Below are 15,052 nucleotides of genomic sequence, written 5' to 3' on the forward strand. Positions count from 1 at the left end.
CCGTCACCCGCATTCGTGCCCGTGGTGCGCGGGGACGTCCAGCGTCGGGTTGCGGTCGAAGAAGCCGACCGGCTTGAGCCGGAAACCGGCGTGGTCCACCGGCATGATCGGCCACTCCTCGGGCCGGGGCGCGTGGGTGAACCCGAAGACGTGCCAGACGACCAGCGGACGGCCGTCGAGGTCACGGTCGGCGGCGGCGAACGCGGGCAGCCCCGCGCCGCCCGGGTGCTGGTTGACGAAGTCGCCGGCCGGGTAGCGCTCGGCCGGGTCGTACGCGGTGACCCACAGGTGCCGGGTGGCGAACGCGGCCCGCGCGGCGATGGAGGAGCCCGGGTCGGCCAGCAGCAGCGGCTTGCCCTCGGGGTGGAGCGCGTACGCCACCGGGTCGCCCAGCGCGTTGCGCGAGCCCGGGTTCGTGATGTGCCAGGCCCGGTTGACGCTCCCGTCGGCCACCCGCTGCGCCTGGCTCTCCCTGATCAGCGGTGTCCTGCGGTAGGTGAACGCGTTGCCCCGCGGGTTGCCGTCGCCCATCGGGACGCGGGCGACGTCGACCTCCTCCACCCGGTTGGCCGGCCCGTCCACCGCCATGTCCAGGCGCGCGCAGAACAGGTGCTGGTGGTACGGCGCCGCCAGGCCCGGCGCGACCTGCGCCGCGTACGCGGACCCGCCGTCGGGGTAGGCCGAGGTGAACAGCACGCCGGTGGCCTTGACCTCGAACTCGATGACGCCGTCGAGGTAGAGGTACCAGTAGAAGCCGTAGTCGTAGTTGCCGACGGTGGTGAAGAAGGACAGCACCATGCGGCGCTGCCGCCGGACCTCCGACGAGTGCGCCCACAGGTCCGTGTGCTTCCACAGGATGCCGTGGTCCTCCTCGTGCAGGCAGATCGCGTTCGGCAGGGTGCGCGGGGCGCCGTGCGCGTCGGCGACCACGGCGTCGAGGTAGGTGATCTCGCCCACGCAGTCGCAGCCGCGCTCCAGGGAGTTGGCGTACTGGCCGATCAGGTACTCACCGGTGTCGAAGTAGTTCTGCCAGGAGCGCACCGGGGACGGGTCGGCGTACGGGACCACCATCTCGGCGATCGAGGCGCGGTCGACGATCGGGCGGCGGCGGCCCGTGTCCCTGTCGTCGAAGGCGATCTGGTGCAGGATCAGCCCCTCGCGGGCGTCGAAGCCGATGCGCAACGACCAGTTCTCCCAGCGCAGCAGGTTCCCCTCCAGGGCGAAGCTGGGGCCCTCCGGCTGGGTGATCTCGATGGGCCGCTGCGTGGTGCGCGGGGGACCGGTGACGGCGGGGTCGTCGAAGTTGCCCGACACGGCCGGCACCGGGACCGGGCCGTGGTCGATGACCTGGTCCACGGAGCGGTTGAGGACGTCCACGTACGCGAGGAGCCCGTCCACCGGGTGCGCCCAGACGTGGTCCTTCTCGTGCTCCTGCACGAAGGCGAGCCCGCGCAGGATGCGGCGGCCGGCCTCGCCCGGGTACTCGTCCGCGTACACGCCCGCCGACAGCGGGCACACCCGGACCCGGGAGACGTCCAGGCCCCGGCTCTTCAGCGCGGCGATCCACCGCTCGTCGGTGGACAGGATCTCCTCGACCACCGCGAACTCCGCGTCCAGCACGGGCGGCTGGCCGTCGGTCGCCGGGTCCAGCGCGCGGTCGGAGTCGACCGCCTCCCGGGTGATCGAGACGATCACGTCGCGGGGGGCGGCCCCGCCGACGTCGAGCAGCAGAACCCGGACCCGGCGGTCGACCGGGTCCCCGGGTGCGTGGGCGCGCAGCGCGTCCTTCGCCGGCTCCTCCAGGCCGGCGTACGCGACGCGGGTGGTCTCCTTGACCAGCCCGGAGGCGGTCAGCACGGCATGGGCGGCGGTGAGCTCGGCGGGCGTCAGCGGGTCGAGCGGGTGCGGGGTGGCGGTCATGGCTTCTCCCTTGGACGGGGGGTACGCCCGCCAGCGAACACCACGGGGATCCCGATTTCCAGGGCCCGGCCGCGTACGAGCTCGGCAACCGATTGTCTTCGCCGCCGTTCGGTGTTACACATGCGGGAGTCAACCCTCTTGTCAGCACCAAGCACCCTCAGCGCGCCTCTTTCCAGGAGTGGCGATGTCGCATGGTCCCGGGCGGGTAGCAAGGCTCAGCGGGTTCGTGGCCGCGGTCGCGGCCGTGCTCGTTCCGTTCCTGACGGCGGTGCCGGCGGGCGCCGCCCGGGCGGAGGTGGACGTCTACCGCTACCTCGAGGATCCCGGGATGGTCGCGGAGGGGCAGCAGACCCCGCACACCGTGCTGCGGCCGTACGCCGACGCCCGCTCGGCCACCCGCTCGGTCAGCGCCGACGTCACCGAGCACGACGCCCGCTCGCCCTGGATCGCCACCCTCAACGGCGACTGGCGGCTGCACCTCGCCCAGCGGCCCGAGGAGGTGCCGGAGGGCTTCCACGAGGCCGGCCACGACGTGTCGCGCTGGCCGACGGCCAAGGTGCCGCACACCTGGCAGTCCGACTTCATCGACCACCCGATGTTCCGCAACATCACCGAGGAGGTCTGGCCGGACGACCCGCCCAGGGTGCCCCGCGACGTGAACTCGACCGGCGCGTACGTCCGCCAGATCGACGTCCCCGGCACCTGGTCCGGGCGGCGGGTGTTCCTCCGGTTCGAGGGCGTCACCAGCGGCTACTTCGTCTGGGTCAACGGCGAGTACGTCGGCTACGACCAGGGCGGCTACACCCCGGCCGAGTTCGAGGTGACCGACGCCCTGCGACCGGGGGCGAACCGGGTGGCCGTGCAGGTGCACCGGTGGGGGGCGGGGTCGTACCTGGAGGACTACGACCAGTGGCGCTACAGCGGCATCTTCCGCGACGTCTGGATGTACGCCACCCCGCAGACCCACCTGCGCGACGCATACGTCACCACCGACCTGGACGACCGCTACCGCGACGCCACGCTCACCGCGCGGGTCCAGGTGATGGGCGCGGCCGAGGGCCACAGCGTGCGCGGCACGCTGACCGACCCGCGCGGCAGGCAGGTCGCCACGGTCACGCAGCCGGTGGACGGCTCCGGTGGCGCCGGCCTCACCGCGCAGGTGAGCGACCCGGCCAAGTGGAGCGCCGACTCACCCACGCTGTACGCCCTCGCCCTGGAGCTGCTCGGCCCCGACGGCAGGCCGCTGCACACCACCGCCCAGGCGGTCGGCTTCCGCGAGGTGGAGGTGCGCGACCGCCAGCTGCTCGTCAACGGCGAGCGCATCCTCATCAAGGGCACCAACCGCGCCGAGACCGACCCCGACACCGGCCGCCACGTCACCCGCGCGGCCCAGCGGCGCGACGTGGAGCTCATGAAGAGCCTGCACATCAACGCCGTCCGCACCTCCCACTACCCCTCCGACCCCTACCTGTACGACCTCGCCGACCGGTACGGCCTGTGGATCGCCGACGAGGTCGACATCGAGACCCACTCACGCGAGTCGTGCCCGCGCAACTGCCTGGCCGACCGGCCTGAGTGGCAGGCCGCCTTCGCCGACCGCTTCCGCGCGATGGTCGTCAGGGACAGGAACCACCCCAGCGTCATCATCTGGGACACCGGCAACGAGGCCGGGCTCGGGGCCGCGCACTACGCGATGGCCGAGTGGGCCGATGCCAACGAGCCCACCCGGCTGCTCTACCACCAGTCCAACAGCCCCAACGGCGACGCCCCGTACGCCGACGTGTGGGGCCCGCGCTACCCCACCCCCGGTTACGTGGACTCCATCGGCAGGACCACCACGCGCCCGGTCGTGTTCGGCGAGTACGCCCACGCGATGGGCAACAGCCTGGGCAACTTCGACCGGTTCTGGGAGCTGATCCGCCGCTACCCGTCCCTGCAGGGCGGCTTCATCTGGGACTGGGCCGAGGCCAACCTGCGCCAGCCGCTGGTGTTCACGCCCGACTCCTCCCGCAACCGGATCCAGACCTTCCTCGTCGGCAAGCCCCGTGCCGTCCCGGGCCGGCGCGGCCAGGCCGTCGAGCTGTCCAGCCTGGACGACTTCGTCAACGTCTTCAGGGACCGCCGGCTGGACCTCACCGGCGAGGCCGTCACCCTGGACGCCTGGGTCAAGCCCGGCCAGTGGGCGGGCAGCTTCCCCATCGTGAGCAAGGGGCGGGCGTACGCGCTGCAGATGCGCGACTCGGGGACGCTGGAGTTCGGCGTCACGACCGGCGCGGGCTGGCAGGCCGTCGCCGCCGCCGTGCCCGCCGGCTGGTACGGCGCCTGGCACCGCGTCACCGGCTCCTACGACGGCGCGCAGCTGCGCCTGTCCGTCGACGGGCAGCAGGTCGCGACCGCCGCGCAGACGGGCGCCCTCGCCCCCGGCCTGTACGAGGTCAACGTCGGCCGCAACGCCGAGACCCAGCAGGACAACACGCCCACGAGGCTGGCCCGCGGCGCCATCGACGACGTCCGCGTGTACGCCGCCGCGGCGCCGTCCGGCGACCCGGTCCTGGCCCTCGACTTCGACCGGTACGAGCGGCGCGGCGACTTCCTCAGCCTCGGCCTGAGCCTGTCCGGCACGGACGGCCTGGTCGGCTCCGACCGCTACCTCCAGCCGGAGACGACCGAGATGGCCTGGGCGCACGCCCCCGTCCGGTTCACCTCCGCCGACCCGGCGACCGGCAAGGTACGCGTGCACAACGAGCAGCCCGCCGGCGCGCTCCACGTCAAGGTGCGCTGGTCGCTGGAGGAGGTCGACCGCACGCTCCGGTCGGGCACCCGCGACCTGCGCCTGGATCCGGGCGGCAGCGCCGACCTCGACCTCGGTGCCGCGCCGGCCAACCCCCGGGACCGGCAGCGCTGGCTGAACGTCGAGGCCGTGGCCGCCGACCCGCCCCGATGGGCGCCCAAGGGCTGGCGTCACGGCTGGCAGCAGTTCGCCGCCGGCGGGCGCGTCGTGCCCGGCATCGCCCAGCCGCCCGCCGGGACGCCCGAGCTGCGCCGCGACGGCGACACGATCACCGTCTCCGGCCAGGGCTGGCGCCATCGCTTCGAGGCGGGCGCCCTGACCTCGATGAGCTCCGGCGGCCGCGAGCTGCTGCGCGCCGGTCCCCGGCTGGACGTCTACCGCCCGCCCACCAGCAACGAGACCTACGACTGGGGCACCGCCGACCGCGACGTGTGGCACCGGGCAGGGCTCGACCGGCTGCGTACGCGGGTCACCGGCGTGCGGGCGGACCTGGACGGTGACGCCGCGGTCGTGGAGGTCACCGGGACGGCCGCCGCGCCCGGCATGGAGAGCCTGCTGTCGTTCGAGGAGAGCCTGACGTACCGGGTCGACGGCCGGGGCACCATCACCCTGCGGCACCGGGTGGTCCCGCGCGGCTCCCGCCTGACCACGCTGCCGTACCTGCCCCGGGTCGGCGTACAGGTCCAGGTGCCGGACTCGATGCGCGAGCTCGCCTACTACGGCAAGGGCCCGCACGAGACGTACAACGACCGCTCCGGCGGCGCCTTCACCGGCGTCTGGCGGGGTGACGTCGACGACGAGTACGTGCGCTACTCCCGCCCCCAGGCCCACGGCAACCACACCGGTTCCCGCTGGATCACGCTCAACGACGGCCGCGCCGGGCTGCTCGTCGGCCGCTCGGACGGCGGCATCGACGTCAGCGCCACCCGGTACGACGAGCTGGACCGCGCCGAGTACGACTTCCAGCTCCCCCTCGTCCGCAACGACGGCTGGATCACCCTGCACGCCGCGATCGGCGAGACCGGCATGGGGGAGACCCCCAACTCGGTGCTGGACGAGTACCGCGTGCCCGCCACGAAGACCCAGGACTACACGCTGACGCTGCGCCCCCTCACCGCCAAGGAGGTGCGGGCCGGCGGCGTGGTCGACTCCGACGTGACCGCGCCCTGCTCGCCCGGCGTCACCGCGACCGGCGACGGGAACGCCGAGCCCGGCACGCCCGAGCGGATTACCGTGACCGTCGAGGCCACCTGCGCCGACGGGCTGACCGGCGCGCGCGCCACCCTGGCCGCGCCGCAGGGCTGGACGGTGACGCCCGCCACGGCCGACCTCGGCCGGGTCGCCCAGGGCACACCCGCCGAGGCCGCCTTCACGGTCACCCCGCCGGCGGACGCCGACTTCGGCGAGCACGAGCTGACCGCCACGGTCACGGCCACCTCCGCGGGCTTCCCGGTCACCGCCCGCGCCACCACCACCCTGCGCACCCCGCTGCCCCCGGGCGGCGTCTGGGTCAGCGACCTGCCGTTCACGGCGGCGGAGAACGGCTGGGGGCCGGTGGAGCGCGACCGGAGCAACGGCGAGCAGCCGGCCGGCGACGGCCGGACGTTGTCGATCGGCGGCCGGACGTACGAGAAGGGCATCGGCGCCCACGCCCCCTCACGCATCGCCATCGACCTCGGCGGGCGGTGCACGACCTTCCGGGCCGACGTCGGGGTGGACGACGAGATGGGCGGGAGCGGGTCCGTCGCCTTCGAGGTGTGGGTGGACGGGCAGCGGCGGGCCGCCTCCGGCGTACTGACGGGGGCGGGCGGGGCGGAACCGCTGTCGGCCGACGTCGCGGGCGGCGCGCTGCTGGAGCTGCGCGTCACGGACGGCGGCGACGGCAACGGCGCCGACCACGCCGACTGGGCCGCCGCCCGCCTCACCTGCCCCCCGGCCCCCTGACCCCCGCCCTTCTCCGGCCTCCGGAGAGCGGGCCACGGGGTCGGGCCGCGGAAACGGCCTCCAGAGGGTCGGCCTGCCGGAATGGGATGGGCCGACGGTTCAGGACCCGATGCGGACGGGCAGGGTGCGCGGGCCGCGCACCTGACCGGTGGACCAGGTCACCGCCCCCGGGTCGGCCAGGCCGAACACCGGGACGCGCTCCAGCCACACCTCCAGCGCGATCCGCAGCTCCATCCGCGCCAGGTGCGACCCCAGGCACCGGTGGATCCCCAGCCCGAACGCCGCGTGCCGGTTCACCTCCCGGTCGATGACCACCTCACCGGCCCGGTCGAACTGTTCCGGATCCCGGTTGCCCGCCGGGAACGACAGCAGCACCCAGTCGTCGGCCTTCATGTCCACGCCGTTCCACCGCATGTCCTCCTTGACCAGCCGCGCCATCGTGACCGGCGCATAGGCCCGCAGGAACTCCTCCATCGCGGTCGGCAGCAGCCCCGGCTCGGCCACCAGCCGCTCCCGGTCGGCCGGCGTCCTGGCCAGGTGCCAGAGCGAGGCGCCGATCGCGCTCCACGTCGTGTCGATGCCCGCGATGAGCAGCAGCGCCATCGTGCCCGCCACGTGGGCCGCCTCGAGCTTGCGGCCGCCCAGCTCGGCGTCCACGAGATAGGTGGTCAGGTCGTCGCGCGGATGGTCCACGTGGTCGCGGATCTGGGCGAGCAGGTAGTCGAACAGCTCGTCCATGTTCGCCATCCGCTCCTCGGGCGGCAGGTTGACGCCTTCGAGCACGTGCTCGATGAACGTGCGGAACCGCGGGCCGTCCTCCGGCGGGAAGCCGAGGAGGTCGGCGATCACCCGTACCGGGATGTGCTGGGCGTAGTCGCGGGCGGCGTCCACGACCTCCTGCCCCTCTAACGAGTCGATCAGCGAGTGGCAGAACGCCCGCGTCGCCTCCTCCCGCCTGGCCACCGCGGTCTTGGTGAACGCCGGGAGCAGCAGCTTGCGCGCGTGGTGGTGGAACGGCGGGTCGGACGAGATCGGCGGCGAGCTGCCCATCGGCGCCAGCTCGACCGGCGGGCGGAAGTTGCTCATGATGATCGCCCGCGAGGAGAACCGCTCGGTGTCGTACGCGATCGCTGCCACGTCCTCGTAGCGGGTCGGCAGCCACCCGCCGCCGAACCGCCCGGTGTGCGCGATCGGGCAGCGCTCCCGCAGGTCGTCGATGATGGGGTACGGGTCGGCGGCCCACTCCGGCTCGAGGTGGGAGAAGTCCATCGCCCAGTCCGAGACCGGGCCGGTGACGATCGGGCTGCGGGTGCCGACGAGCTCGTCGTCCCCGGGCTCGCGGGAGCGCTCGATGAAGCGGTCGTCCACCGTCATGTCAGATCCCCTCGCCCGTGTCGATCGCGTGCTCGGGGCAGTTGGCCACCGCCAGGCGCGCCGCCCGCTCCTGGCCCGGCGCCACGAGGCCGTCCCCGAGCACCTGCCCGTAGCCCTCGTCGTCCTCGCCGAACAGCTCTGGCGCCAGGTCATAACAGCGGCCGTGCCCTTGGCACCGCTCGGAGTTGATCTGGAGTTTCACGGTGTTGCCTCCGTTTGTGCGGTGGTGTCGGCAGGGGCGAGAGCGGTGATGACCCGGGAGAGCAGCGCGGCCCACTCCTCGTCGTCCACCGGATGCAGGTCCGGGGTGACGAGGGCGCTGCCCATCGCGAGCAGAAGACAGAAGTGCGCGAGGGCGTCCGGCGACAGTCCGGTGTCGACCTCGCCATCGCCCTGGGCGACGCGTACGAGGCCGGCGATCCATCCGGCCCGCTCACCGATGTAGTCGCGCATCGGCCCGGCCACGTCCTCGTCCCGGCGGGCCGCGACCAGCGCCTCGACGATGAGATACCCCTGCGCCTCGCGGCGCCGCGGCAACCCGCGGCCGAGGGCGAGCAGCAACTCGGTGGCCGACCGGTCGGGGTCGGCGGCGAACAGGCTGGCCAGCAGGCGCCGCCCGTGCGCCCGCAGCGCGGCCACGAGCAGGTCCGCCTTGGAGCCGAAGTGCGCGTACAGGGCGCCGTTGCTCACCCCCGCCGCCGCGGCGATGTCCGCCACGCGGGTGCCGTCGTACCCCCGCTCGGCGAACGCGTCGGCGGCGGCGCGCAGCAACCGCTCGCGGGTCTCGGCTGCGGTGACTCCGGCGATGCGTCCCATGAACGAATTTAAAAAGTCATTCATTTGAATCGTCAAGATGCCCGGCCAAACCCGATCGAGGCGGTTGTCCCGAGCACCCCGACCGAACCTGAGCGAGCCGTTTCGCCGCGAAACGCGGCCCGCCATACCCGAGCACCCCGACCGAACCTGAGCGAGCGCCTCCGTCTCGTCGCGGCTCGTTCTTCGCACTATCGCGCGGCCGGGAGCTCACCGCACGGCTTTGCGCCGTCAGGGTCAGGGCGGCGGCCGTGAGCAGCGGGGAGAACCTTGATCGAGCGGAGGCGTGACGGTCTACAGCAGGTGCAGGTCGCGTGCGGCCTGGACGGCGGCTCTGCGGTCGCCGACGCCGAGCTTGCGGTAGATCGCCCGGCAATGGGTCTTCACGGTGTTGAGCGTCACGTACAGCTCCGACGCGATGTCGCGTTGCGACAGGTTCGCCGGCAGATACCGCAGCACGGCCAGCTCCCGCTCGGTCAGTTGCTCGGCGAGCACGGCCACGCGACCGGCCCGCGCCTCGGCGACGCCATGGCGGGATTGCGTACGTGCCAGGTAGCGACCGGCGATGCCGGGGTCGGGGCAGCGGGCGAAGATGGCCCGGGCCTCGGCCAGGAGCGGCTCTCCGGCCGGATCGCCCAAGCCGATGAGCGTGTCGCCGCAGGCCGTCAGGACGAAGCCCAGGGCAAGATCGGTGGAGGCCCGTCTGGCCAGGCTCAGTGCGTGCGTCGCGTCCGCGTGAGCGCGCGCCGGGTCTTCGCCGGTTCTGGCTCGGATCGCGTAGGCGGGCGCGATTCCGTGATAGGAGGCCAGCCCGAACCGCCGCGCCGTGTCCATCGCCGTGCACGCGGCGCTCTGAGCGCTCGCCGCGTGGCCGTCGTCGAACTCCACCACGGCCAGGTACACCAGGGCCAGGACCTGCGCCGTCCTGATCTCGTCGGCGGCGGCCATCTCGGCCGCGAGCCGCAGGGCCCGCCTGGCTTCGCCGGCCTGCCCCGCCCAGGCGTAGGCCGCGCCGGCCGCGGTCGTGAGATCGCTTGAGTACGCCATCAGGGACGCGCTCACCTGCCGGGCGGTGCCGAGCGCGGCGGCGACGTCACCCCGGGCGAGCTGGATGTTCACGCGCAGCGAGATCGACGGGGTCTGGTCGAAGCCCTCGGGCGCCGCGTCGAGCATGATGCCGAGCCACTCCTCGGCGCGCGCGTAACGACCGCTGATGTATTCGCACCAGCCGTACATCAGAGCGCACCACGTCAGGGTCTTCGCCACCTCGCCGAGCCGGTCGAGCAATCCCCGCAGGGTCTCCGTCTGGCCGCCGGCGATCAGCCGCGGTCCGTGCACGAGCAGCAGCCGGCCGGCCTTGTGGAGGTCACCGCAGGCGAGCCGATGGACGATCGCCTGACCGTGATCGCCCTGGGCTTCGAACCACGCCGCGGCGCGGGCGTGGAGGTCGGGGACGCGCTCAGGGAAGGCCTGGTGCGCTTCGAGCCGCAGCAGATCGCGAAAGAGGTGGTGGTAGCGGAACCAGGTGCGGGTGCGGTCGAGACCGATCAGGAGCTGGTTGGCGCTCGCGGTGTCATTGAGCCAGGCCGCCCCCCCGGACGCGCCGGTGACGGCATCGACGAGGGCGCCGTTGAACTGGTCGAGTATCGACGTCTCCAGCAGGCGCCGGCGATCGTCGGCGCCGACCGTGGCCAGGAACTCGTCGCGGAGATAGTCGACCACGAACTGATCGTCGCCCCGGAACGCTTCGATGAACCCGCCGGGGTCGGCGGCCCGTTCGAGCGACAGGCCCGCGAGCACGAGTCCGGCGGCCCAGCCCTCGGTCCGGCCACAGAGCTGATCGAGAAGAGCCCGGTCGAGCGCGGGCGAGCCGAGCAGACCGGCTGCCTCGTCGGCGTCGAAACGTAAGTCGGCGCCCCGGACCTCCGCCAGCTGATCGCGTACGCGTAGCCGGCCGAGCCGGAAGGGCGGGTCGATCCGGGTGGACAGCACGATGGTGACCTGGTGCGGGCAGAGCTCGATGAGGCGTTCCATACCGCGCTGCACGCCGGCGTTGTCGATCAGGTGGTAGTCGTCGATGACGACGACGAGCGGGCCGGCGACGGCGGCGAGCTGGTTCACCAGAGCGGTCACGACCACGAGCTCGTCGCCGTTCGAGCCGACCACGATCGCCTTCAGGTCGTTCGCGGCGATCGGGTGCGCCTGCCCGATGGCTTCGGCCAGATAGGACCAGAACCTGACCGGGTCGGAGTCGCTCTCCTCCACCTGCAGCCACGCGACGGCTTCTGGCCGGCCGGCCAGCCACGACGCCAGCAGGGTCGACTTGCCCGAGCCTGCCGGGGCGCTCACCAGGACCAGGCGGGCCTGGCCGCCGACGCCGCGGTCGAGGAGGTCGTCGAGCCTGGAGCGGCGGACGAGCTGACCGGGCGGCGGGGGCGGGCGCAGCTTGGTGGCCGCCAGGCTCGTCTCCCCCATCGTGCTCACGTTCTAGAACCTACCGGCCCCGGATCTCACCCGGGTGAGATGGCCGGCGGTGTGAGGCCGCGTCATGCCGCTCACCGTGATGATCGGGCCATGCGTCAGCCGACCACTTACGAGATCGTGATCCGGGGCCGGGTCAGTGCCAGGCTCCTGCGGCCGCTGCTCGACGACTTCTTCCTCGACCATGCCGGCGACGGCGTCACCCGCCTGGTCGGCGACATCGGTGACAGCTCACACCTGCACGGCGTCCTGGCCCATCTGATTTCGGTCAACATCGAAGTGATCTCCATCGCGCCCCTCGGCGCTGATGGGCCGGGACGGCGCGCGTGAAGACCACCGGCACACGAAGGGAAACGATGATGGAATCTCAGCAGCGCAACGCCGCGACAGACGGCCAGAGCGGCAGCACGGCGGGCGGCACGATGCGGGCGATCGTGCAGGACGCCTACGGCTCGGCGAACGTCCTGCGCCTGGCGCGGATCGCCCGGCCGAAGGTCACCGGCAGCCAGGTGCTCCTGCGGGTGCACGCGGCCGGGCTCGACCGGGGCACGTGGCATGTGATGGCGGGCCTGCCGTATCTGATCCGCCTGGCCTTCGGATTCCGCAGACCGAGGAATCCGGTGCCCGGGCGTGATGTCGCCGGCACGGTCGTCGCGGTCGGTTCGGCGGTGACCAGGTTCTCCGTGGGCGACGAGGTGTTCGGGGTCGCCCCGGGCTCGTTCGCCGAATACGCCGTGGCCCGCGAGGACAAGCTGGTCCGCAAGCCGGCGAACGCTACCTTCGAGCAGGCCGCGGCGGCCCCGATCTCGGGGGTCACCGCGTTGAAGGCCGTGTGCGACGTCGGCCGGGTCCAGCAAGGGCAGCAGGTGCTGATCACCGGCGCGTCGGGCGGGGTCGGCAGCTACGCCGTGCAACTGGCCAAGGCCTCCGGGGCGGAGGTCACCGGCGTGTGCGGCCCCGCCAAGCTCGACCTGGTGCGCTCGCTCGGCGCCGACCATGTCATCGACTACACCCGCGACGACTTCGCCGACGGCGCCCAGCGCTACGACGTGATCATCAATATCGCGGGAAACCCCACCCTGTCACGGCTGCGCCGCGCGCTCGCGCCCACCGGGACGGCCGTCTTCGTCGGCGGCGAGGACGGCGGCCGGCTGACGGGAGGCATCGACCGGCAACTGCGCGCCCTGGTCCTGTCACGCTTCGTCGGCCAGCGGCTGACCGGTCTCATCGCCAGCGAACGGGCCAGTGACATCGAACGGCTCGGCGACCTCATCGAGGCGGGCAAGGTGACGCCGAGCATCGACCGAACCTTCGCACTGGAGCAGGCGCCGGAGGCCATGCGCCACCTCGTCGCGGGAAACGCGCGAGGAAAGATCGTCATCACCGTCTGAGCCCGTCCTGTCATCAACGAGACCCGGGGCCCATCGCGGCGCTCGGGCTCGTCGGCTACGCCCTGCCAATGGTGGGCCCGGCGGAGCCGCCGCCGGGGCGGCATCGACGGGTGTCACATTCGTGGCCGCACTTTCGTCGTACAGGCGCCGGCCGCCGCCGGCCGTCGGCCATCTGGACGAGGAGAAGCCACATGTCAGCAGAGCAGGTCACCGGCAACAAGGCGTTGTTCAGCCGTTTCCACGAGGCGATCAACAGCGGCGACGCGGAGGAGATCGCCAAGACGATCGACGAGCTCGTCGCGCCGGATGTGCTGTTCCACACGCCGGCGCCGATCGACGCGACGGGGGTGCAGGCGCTCAAGCAGCCCCGGCAACGACGCTGCCCACCACCTATCCGGCGGTTCGCTCGCCGACTGGATGGACATCGTCGTCCACCACCGGCAGGTGACACCCGTCCGCCTCATCAGCCACTGATCCGCCGGGGCATCAGGCTCTCGCGCGCCCCCTTCGAGGGCTGAGATGTTCTCCCGACAGTTGATCTTCGGCTGGCTACTGCCGACTTCGATGACGCGACCACCGGTATTTCGGCGTGAGTCGAAGTGACAGTGCCCAGGTCGGGAGCAGCTCTCACTGCCATCTTCGCTGCGTCCAGACAAACGTTCACAGCCTCCGATCACAGTCGGCCGCCCCGCCGCCTCAGCCGGCACCGCCTTGACCAACTCGAACGGCGCTACCTGCGTCTACCCGCCCAGATGGCCGGGCGCGGATCAAGGGCGGGCAGAGCGGTACCGTGCCGCTTTCGCCTGGTTCCCGCAGGTTTTCATACTGCACCACCGGCGACGCCGGCCACGGGAGGCGTCGATGAAGAACCAGCCGCAGCGATCGCAGGCACGCACCGGTTGGGACGACGGGCTCAGCGCCAGCCTGATTCCGTGCAGCGAGAGGACGGTGAGTGCGCCCTGCGCGGTGAGGGGCGTCGTGGAGCCGTCCGGGCCCACGGCGACGTCGCTACCGATGCCGCGCCGTGCCGTGTCGAGGAGACCGGCAAGGGCGTCGGCAGGGAGCTCGCGGCCGTCCTTCTGCGCCTGGAAGATCTCCCAGAAATGCTCACGTATCCTGTGCGCCTCGCGCAGTGCGGTCTGGGGGGCGTCGAAGCGGTCTCGCGCGTCGTTGGGCGCCGGCAGCAGCTTGGCATGATGGAGCCAGGCAGTCAGGGAGCCGGCGCTGTCGAGAAGGTCGGCGCCGATTTCCGGTGTGCGGCGGTAGACGGTGTTCGCGAAGTCGAGAGCGACATCACCGGCGATGAAGTGATCATCGCTCCAGGCGGTTGCCGTGCTCATCGGAGTGAGTATCGCATCACGGGGCGGTCGCTTCGAGGACGAGCGATCTCGGTGAACCCGGCGGCGACGAACGCGCTGGCTATACCGGTCATCGCGTTATCCGCACCTGCCTTGCGCCCCTTGGCCGGGTCCACCGGATACGCCTCGACCGTTCGTGTTCCGGAAGTTTCGGCGAGGTGGTCGCACACGGCGACGATCAGCGCCGAACACAAGCCTTCCCCGCGATGACCCTTCTTGATGAACAGGCACGTCAAGGAAATGACCGGCTCGTCGTCGATGGGTTTCAGCAACGAGGAGCGCTGCATGCGCGGGAAGTCCGAGCGGTCTCCGAACCCGCACCAGGCGATCGGTTCGTCATCCACGTACGCCACGACCCCCGGCGGTGTCTTACGTTCGGCGAGATCCCGCATTGCGGCCTTGTTGCCGTCGCCCTTTCCCTCCATCCACTCATCCATGCTCAGGCGCCAATGCATGCACCAGCAGCCACGGGCTCCGCCGTTGGCGCCCATGACGGTCTCGAAGTCGTCCCAGGTGTCCCGCGTCAGCGGCCTGACCGCGAGGTTCGCTGTGCTCATGAGTGAATCCCCGCCTGGTCGAGCACGTCACCGATGAAGGTGACGAGCAGTGCCGCGACTTCGGTGGCGTGCGTCTCCAGCATGAGGTGCCCGGCGTCGTAGACGTGAGCTTCGAGGGTGGTCGTGTCTTGGTGGTAGGCCACCACCTCGGCGATGTCGAAGAACGTGTTGTACTCGTACTCGTCGAGCGGCGGCGCGTCCGAGAACCCGAAGCCGGGTATGTCCGGCGCGATCGCGTACATGTGCTTCCCCAGCGTCGGGAGCACGTCGCGGAACGAGTACGACGAGCTGGGGAAGCCGTGGAGCAGGAGGCACGCGGTCGGTGACGGCACTCCCGCCTCGCGGTAGTGCAGCTTCACCCCTTCCACTTCACGGTAGAGATGTCTCGTCTTGGCCACGCGCTTCACAAGGACTCTCCCTTCC

The 15,052-nt window shown here is 71.8% G+C and carries 12 protein-coding genes; 4 read left to right on the top strand and 8 right to left on the bottom strand.

The features are described from left to right. Positions 1-3 precede the first annotated feature (3 nt). Positions 4-1,920 carry a primary-amine oxidase gene (locus AB0J69_RS29900; protein WP_364123710.1) on the bottom strand — a complete coding sequence of 639 codons (1,917 nt, stop codon included), beginning with the start codon at positions 1,918-1,920 and terminating at the stop codon, positions 4-6. A gap of 184 nt (positions 1,921-2,104) precedes the next feature. On the opposite strand from AB0J69_RS29900, the gene AB0J69_RS29905 reads away from it, so the two are divergent. Further along, the gene (locus AB0J69_RS29905) at positions 2,105-6,655 is read left to right on the top strand and encodes a glycoside hydrolase family 2 TIM barrel-domain containing protein (RefSeq protein WP_364123712.1); all 4,551 of its coding nucleotides are present in this window, start codon (positions 2,105-2,107) and stop codon (positions 6,653-6,655) included. 99 nt (positions 6,656-6,754) lie between these two features. Here the strand turns inward: AB0J69_RS29905 and AB0J69_RS29910 are convergent, their stop codons facing one another. The 4 genes from AB0J69_RS29910 to AB0J69_RS29925 form a co-directional block, all read right to left on the bottom strand. Continuing rightward, positions 6,755-8,029 (bottom strand): cytochrome P450, encoded by a 1,275-nt coding sequence (locus AB0J69_RS29910; protein ID WP_364123714.1) that lies wholly within the window; start codon positions 8,027-8,029, stop codon positions 6,755-6,757. Position 8,030: 1 nt separating this feature from the next. Next, positions 8,031-8,231 (bottom strand): ferredoxin, encoded by a 201-nt coding sequence (locus tag AB0J69_RS29915; protein ID WP_364123716.1) that lies wholly within the window; start codon positions 8,229-8,231, stop codon positions 8,031-8,033. After that, the gene (locus AB0J69_RS29920; protein ID WP_364123718.1) at positions 8,228-8,845 is read right to left on the bottom strand and encodes a helix-turn-helix domain-containing protein; all 618 of its coding nucleotides are present in this window, start codon (positions 8,843-8,845) and stop codon (positions 8,228-8,230) included. Before AB0J69_RS29920 ends, AB0J69_RS29915 begins: the two co-directional genes overlap by 4 nt. 291 nt (positions 8,846-9,136) lie before the next feature. Further along, positions 9,137-11,317 carry a LuxR C-terminal-related transcriptional regulator gene (locus tag AB0J69_RS29925; protein ID WP_364123868.1) on the bottom strand — a complete coding sequence of 727 codons (2,181 nt, stop codon included), beginning with the start codon at positions 11,315-11,317 and terminating at the stop codon, positions 9,137-9,139. Positions 11,318-11,416: 99 nt separating this feature from the next. On the opposite strand from AB0J69_RS29925, the gene AB0J69_RS29930 reads away from it, so the two are divergent. The 3 genes from AB0J69_RS29930 (at position 11,417) to AB0J69_RS29940 (ending at position 13,232) form a co-directional block, all read left to right on the top strand. Next, a complete protein-coding gene (locus AB0J69_RS29930) occupies positions 11,417-11,653 on the top strand; it encodes a hypothetical protein (RefSeq protein ID WP_364123720.1) in 237 nt (78 codons plus the stop codon). A 26-nt stretch (positions 11,654-11,679) separates the two neighbouring features. Next, positions 11,680-12,714, top strand: coding sequence for an NAD(P)-dependent alcohol dehydrogenase (locus AB0J69_RS29935; RefSeq protein WP_364123722.1), 1,035 nt, complete (start codon positions 11,680-11,682; stop codon positions 12,712-12,714). A 191-nt stretch (positions 12,715-12,905) separates the two neighbouring features. After that, a complete protein-coding gene (locus AB0J69_RS29940; protein WP_364123724.1) occupies positions 12,906-13,232 on the top strand; it encodes a hypothetical protein in 327 nt (108 codons plus the stop codon). Between the two features lie 249 nt (positions 13,233-13,481). On the opposite strand, the gene AB0J69_RS29945 is transcribed toward AB0J69_RS29940, so the two are convergent. The 3 genes from AB0J69_RS29945 to AB0J69_RS29955 are packed head-to-tail and all read right to left on the bottom strand — an operon-like array spanning position 13,482 to position 14,988. Then, positions 13,482-14,054: an ABATE domain-containing protein gene (locus AB0J69_RS29945; RefSeq protein ID WP_364123726.1), complete on the bottom strand. Its 573-nt coding sequence runs from the start codon at positions 14,052-14,054 to the stop codon at positions 13,482-13,484. Further along, positions 14,051-14,629 (bottom strand): GNAT family N-acetyltransferase, encoded by a 579-nt coding sequence (locus AB0J69_RS29950; protein WP_364123728.1) that lies wholly within the window; start codon positions 14,627-14,629, stop codon positions 14,051-14,053. Before AB0J69_RS29950 ends, AB0J69_RS29945 begins: the two co-directional genes overlap by 4 nt. After that, the gene (locus AB0J69_RS29955) at positions 14,626-14,988 is read right to left on the bottom strand and encodes an alpha/beta fold hydrolase (protein ID WP_364123730.1); all 363 of its coding nucleotides are present in this window, start codon (positions 14,986-14,988) and stop codon (positions 14,626-14,628) included. The genes AB0J69_RS29950 and AB0J69_RS29955 overlap by 4 nt, the downstream gene beginning before the upstream one ends. Positions 14,989-15,052: the final 64 nt, after the last annotated feature.

It is taken from the genome of Nonomuraea sp. NPDC049709 (assembly GCF_040674815.1).
Classification (GTDB): Bacteria; Actinomycetota; Actinomycetes; order Streptosporangiales; family Streptosporangiaceae; genus Nonomuraea.

Coding starts and splice junctions, on each gene's coding strand:
- AB0J69_RS29935 (WP_364123722.1), top strand. CDS start 11,680: ATGATGGAATCTCAGCAGCGCAACGCCGCGACAGACGGCCAGAGCGGC.
- AB0J69_RS29925 (WP_364123868.1), bottom strand. CDS start 11,317: ATGGGGGAGACGAGCCTGGCGGCCACCAAGCTGCGCCCGCCCCCGCCG.
- AB0J69_RS29930 (WP_364123720.1), top strand. CDS start 11,417: ATGCGTCAGCCGACCACTTACGAGATCGTGATCCGGGGCCGGGTCAGT.
- AB0J69_RS29900 (WP_364123710.1), bottom strand. CDS start 1,920: ATGACCGCCACCCCGCACCCGCTCGACCCGCTGACGCCCGCCGAGCTC.
- AB0J69_RS29920 (WP_364123718.1), bottom strand. CDS start 8,845: ATGGGACGCATCGCCGGAGTCACCGCAGCCGAGACCCGCGAGCGGTTG.
- AB0J69_RS29945 (WP_364123726.1), bottom strand. CDS start 14,054: ATGAGCACGGCAACCGCCTGGAGCGATGATCACTTCATCGCCGGTGAT.
- AB0J69_RS29940 (WP_364123724.1), top strand. CDS start 12,906: ATGTCAGCAGAGCAGGTCACCGGCAACAAGGCGTTGTTCAGCCGTTTC.
- AB0J69_RS29910 (WP_364123714.1), bottom strand. CDS start 8,029: ATGACGGTGGACGACCGCTTCATCGAGCGCTCCCGCGAGCCCGGGGAC.
- AB0J69_RS29950 (WP_364123728.1), bottom strand. CDS start 14,629: ATGAGCACAGCGAACCTCGCGGTCAGGCCGCTGACGCGGGACACCTGG.
- AB0J69_RS29905 (WP_364123712.1), top strand. CDS start 2,105: ATGTCGCATGGTCCCGGGCGGGTAGCAAGGCTCAGCGGGTTCGTGGCC.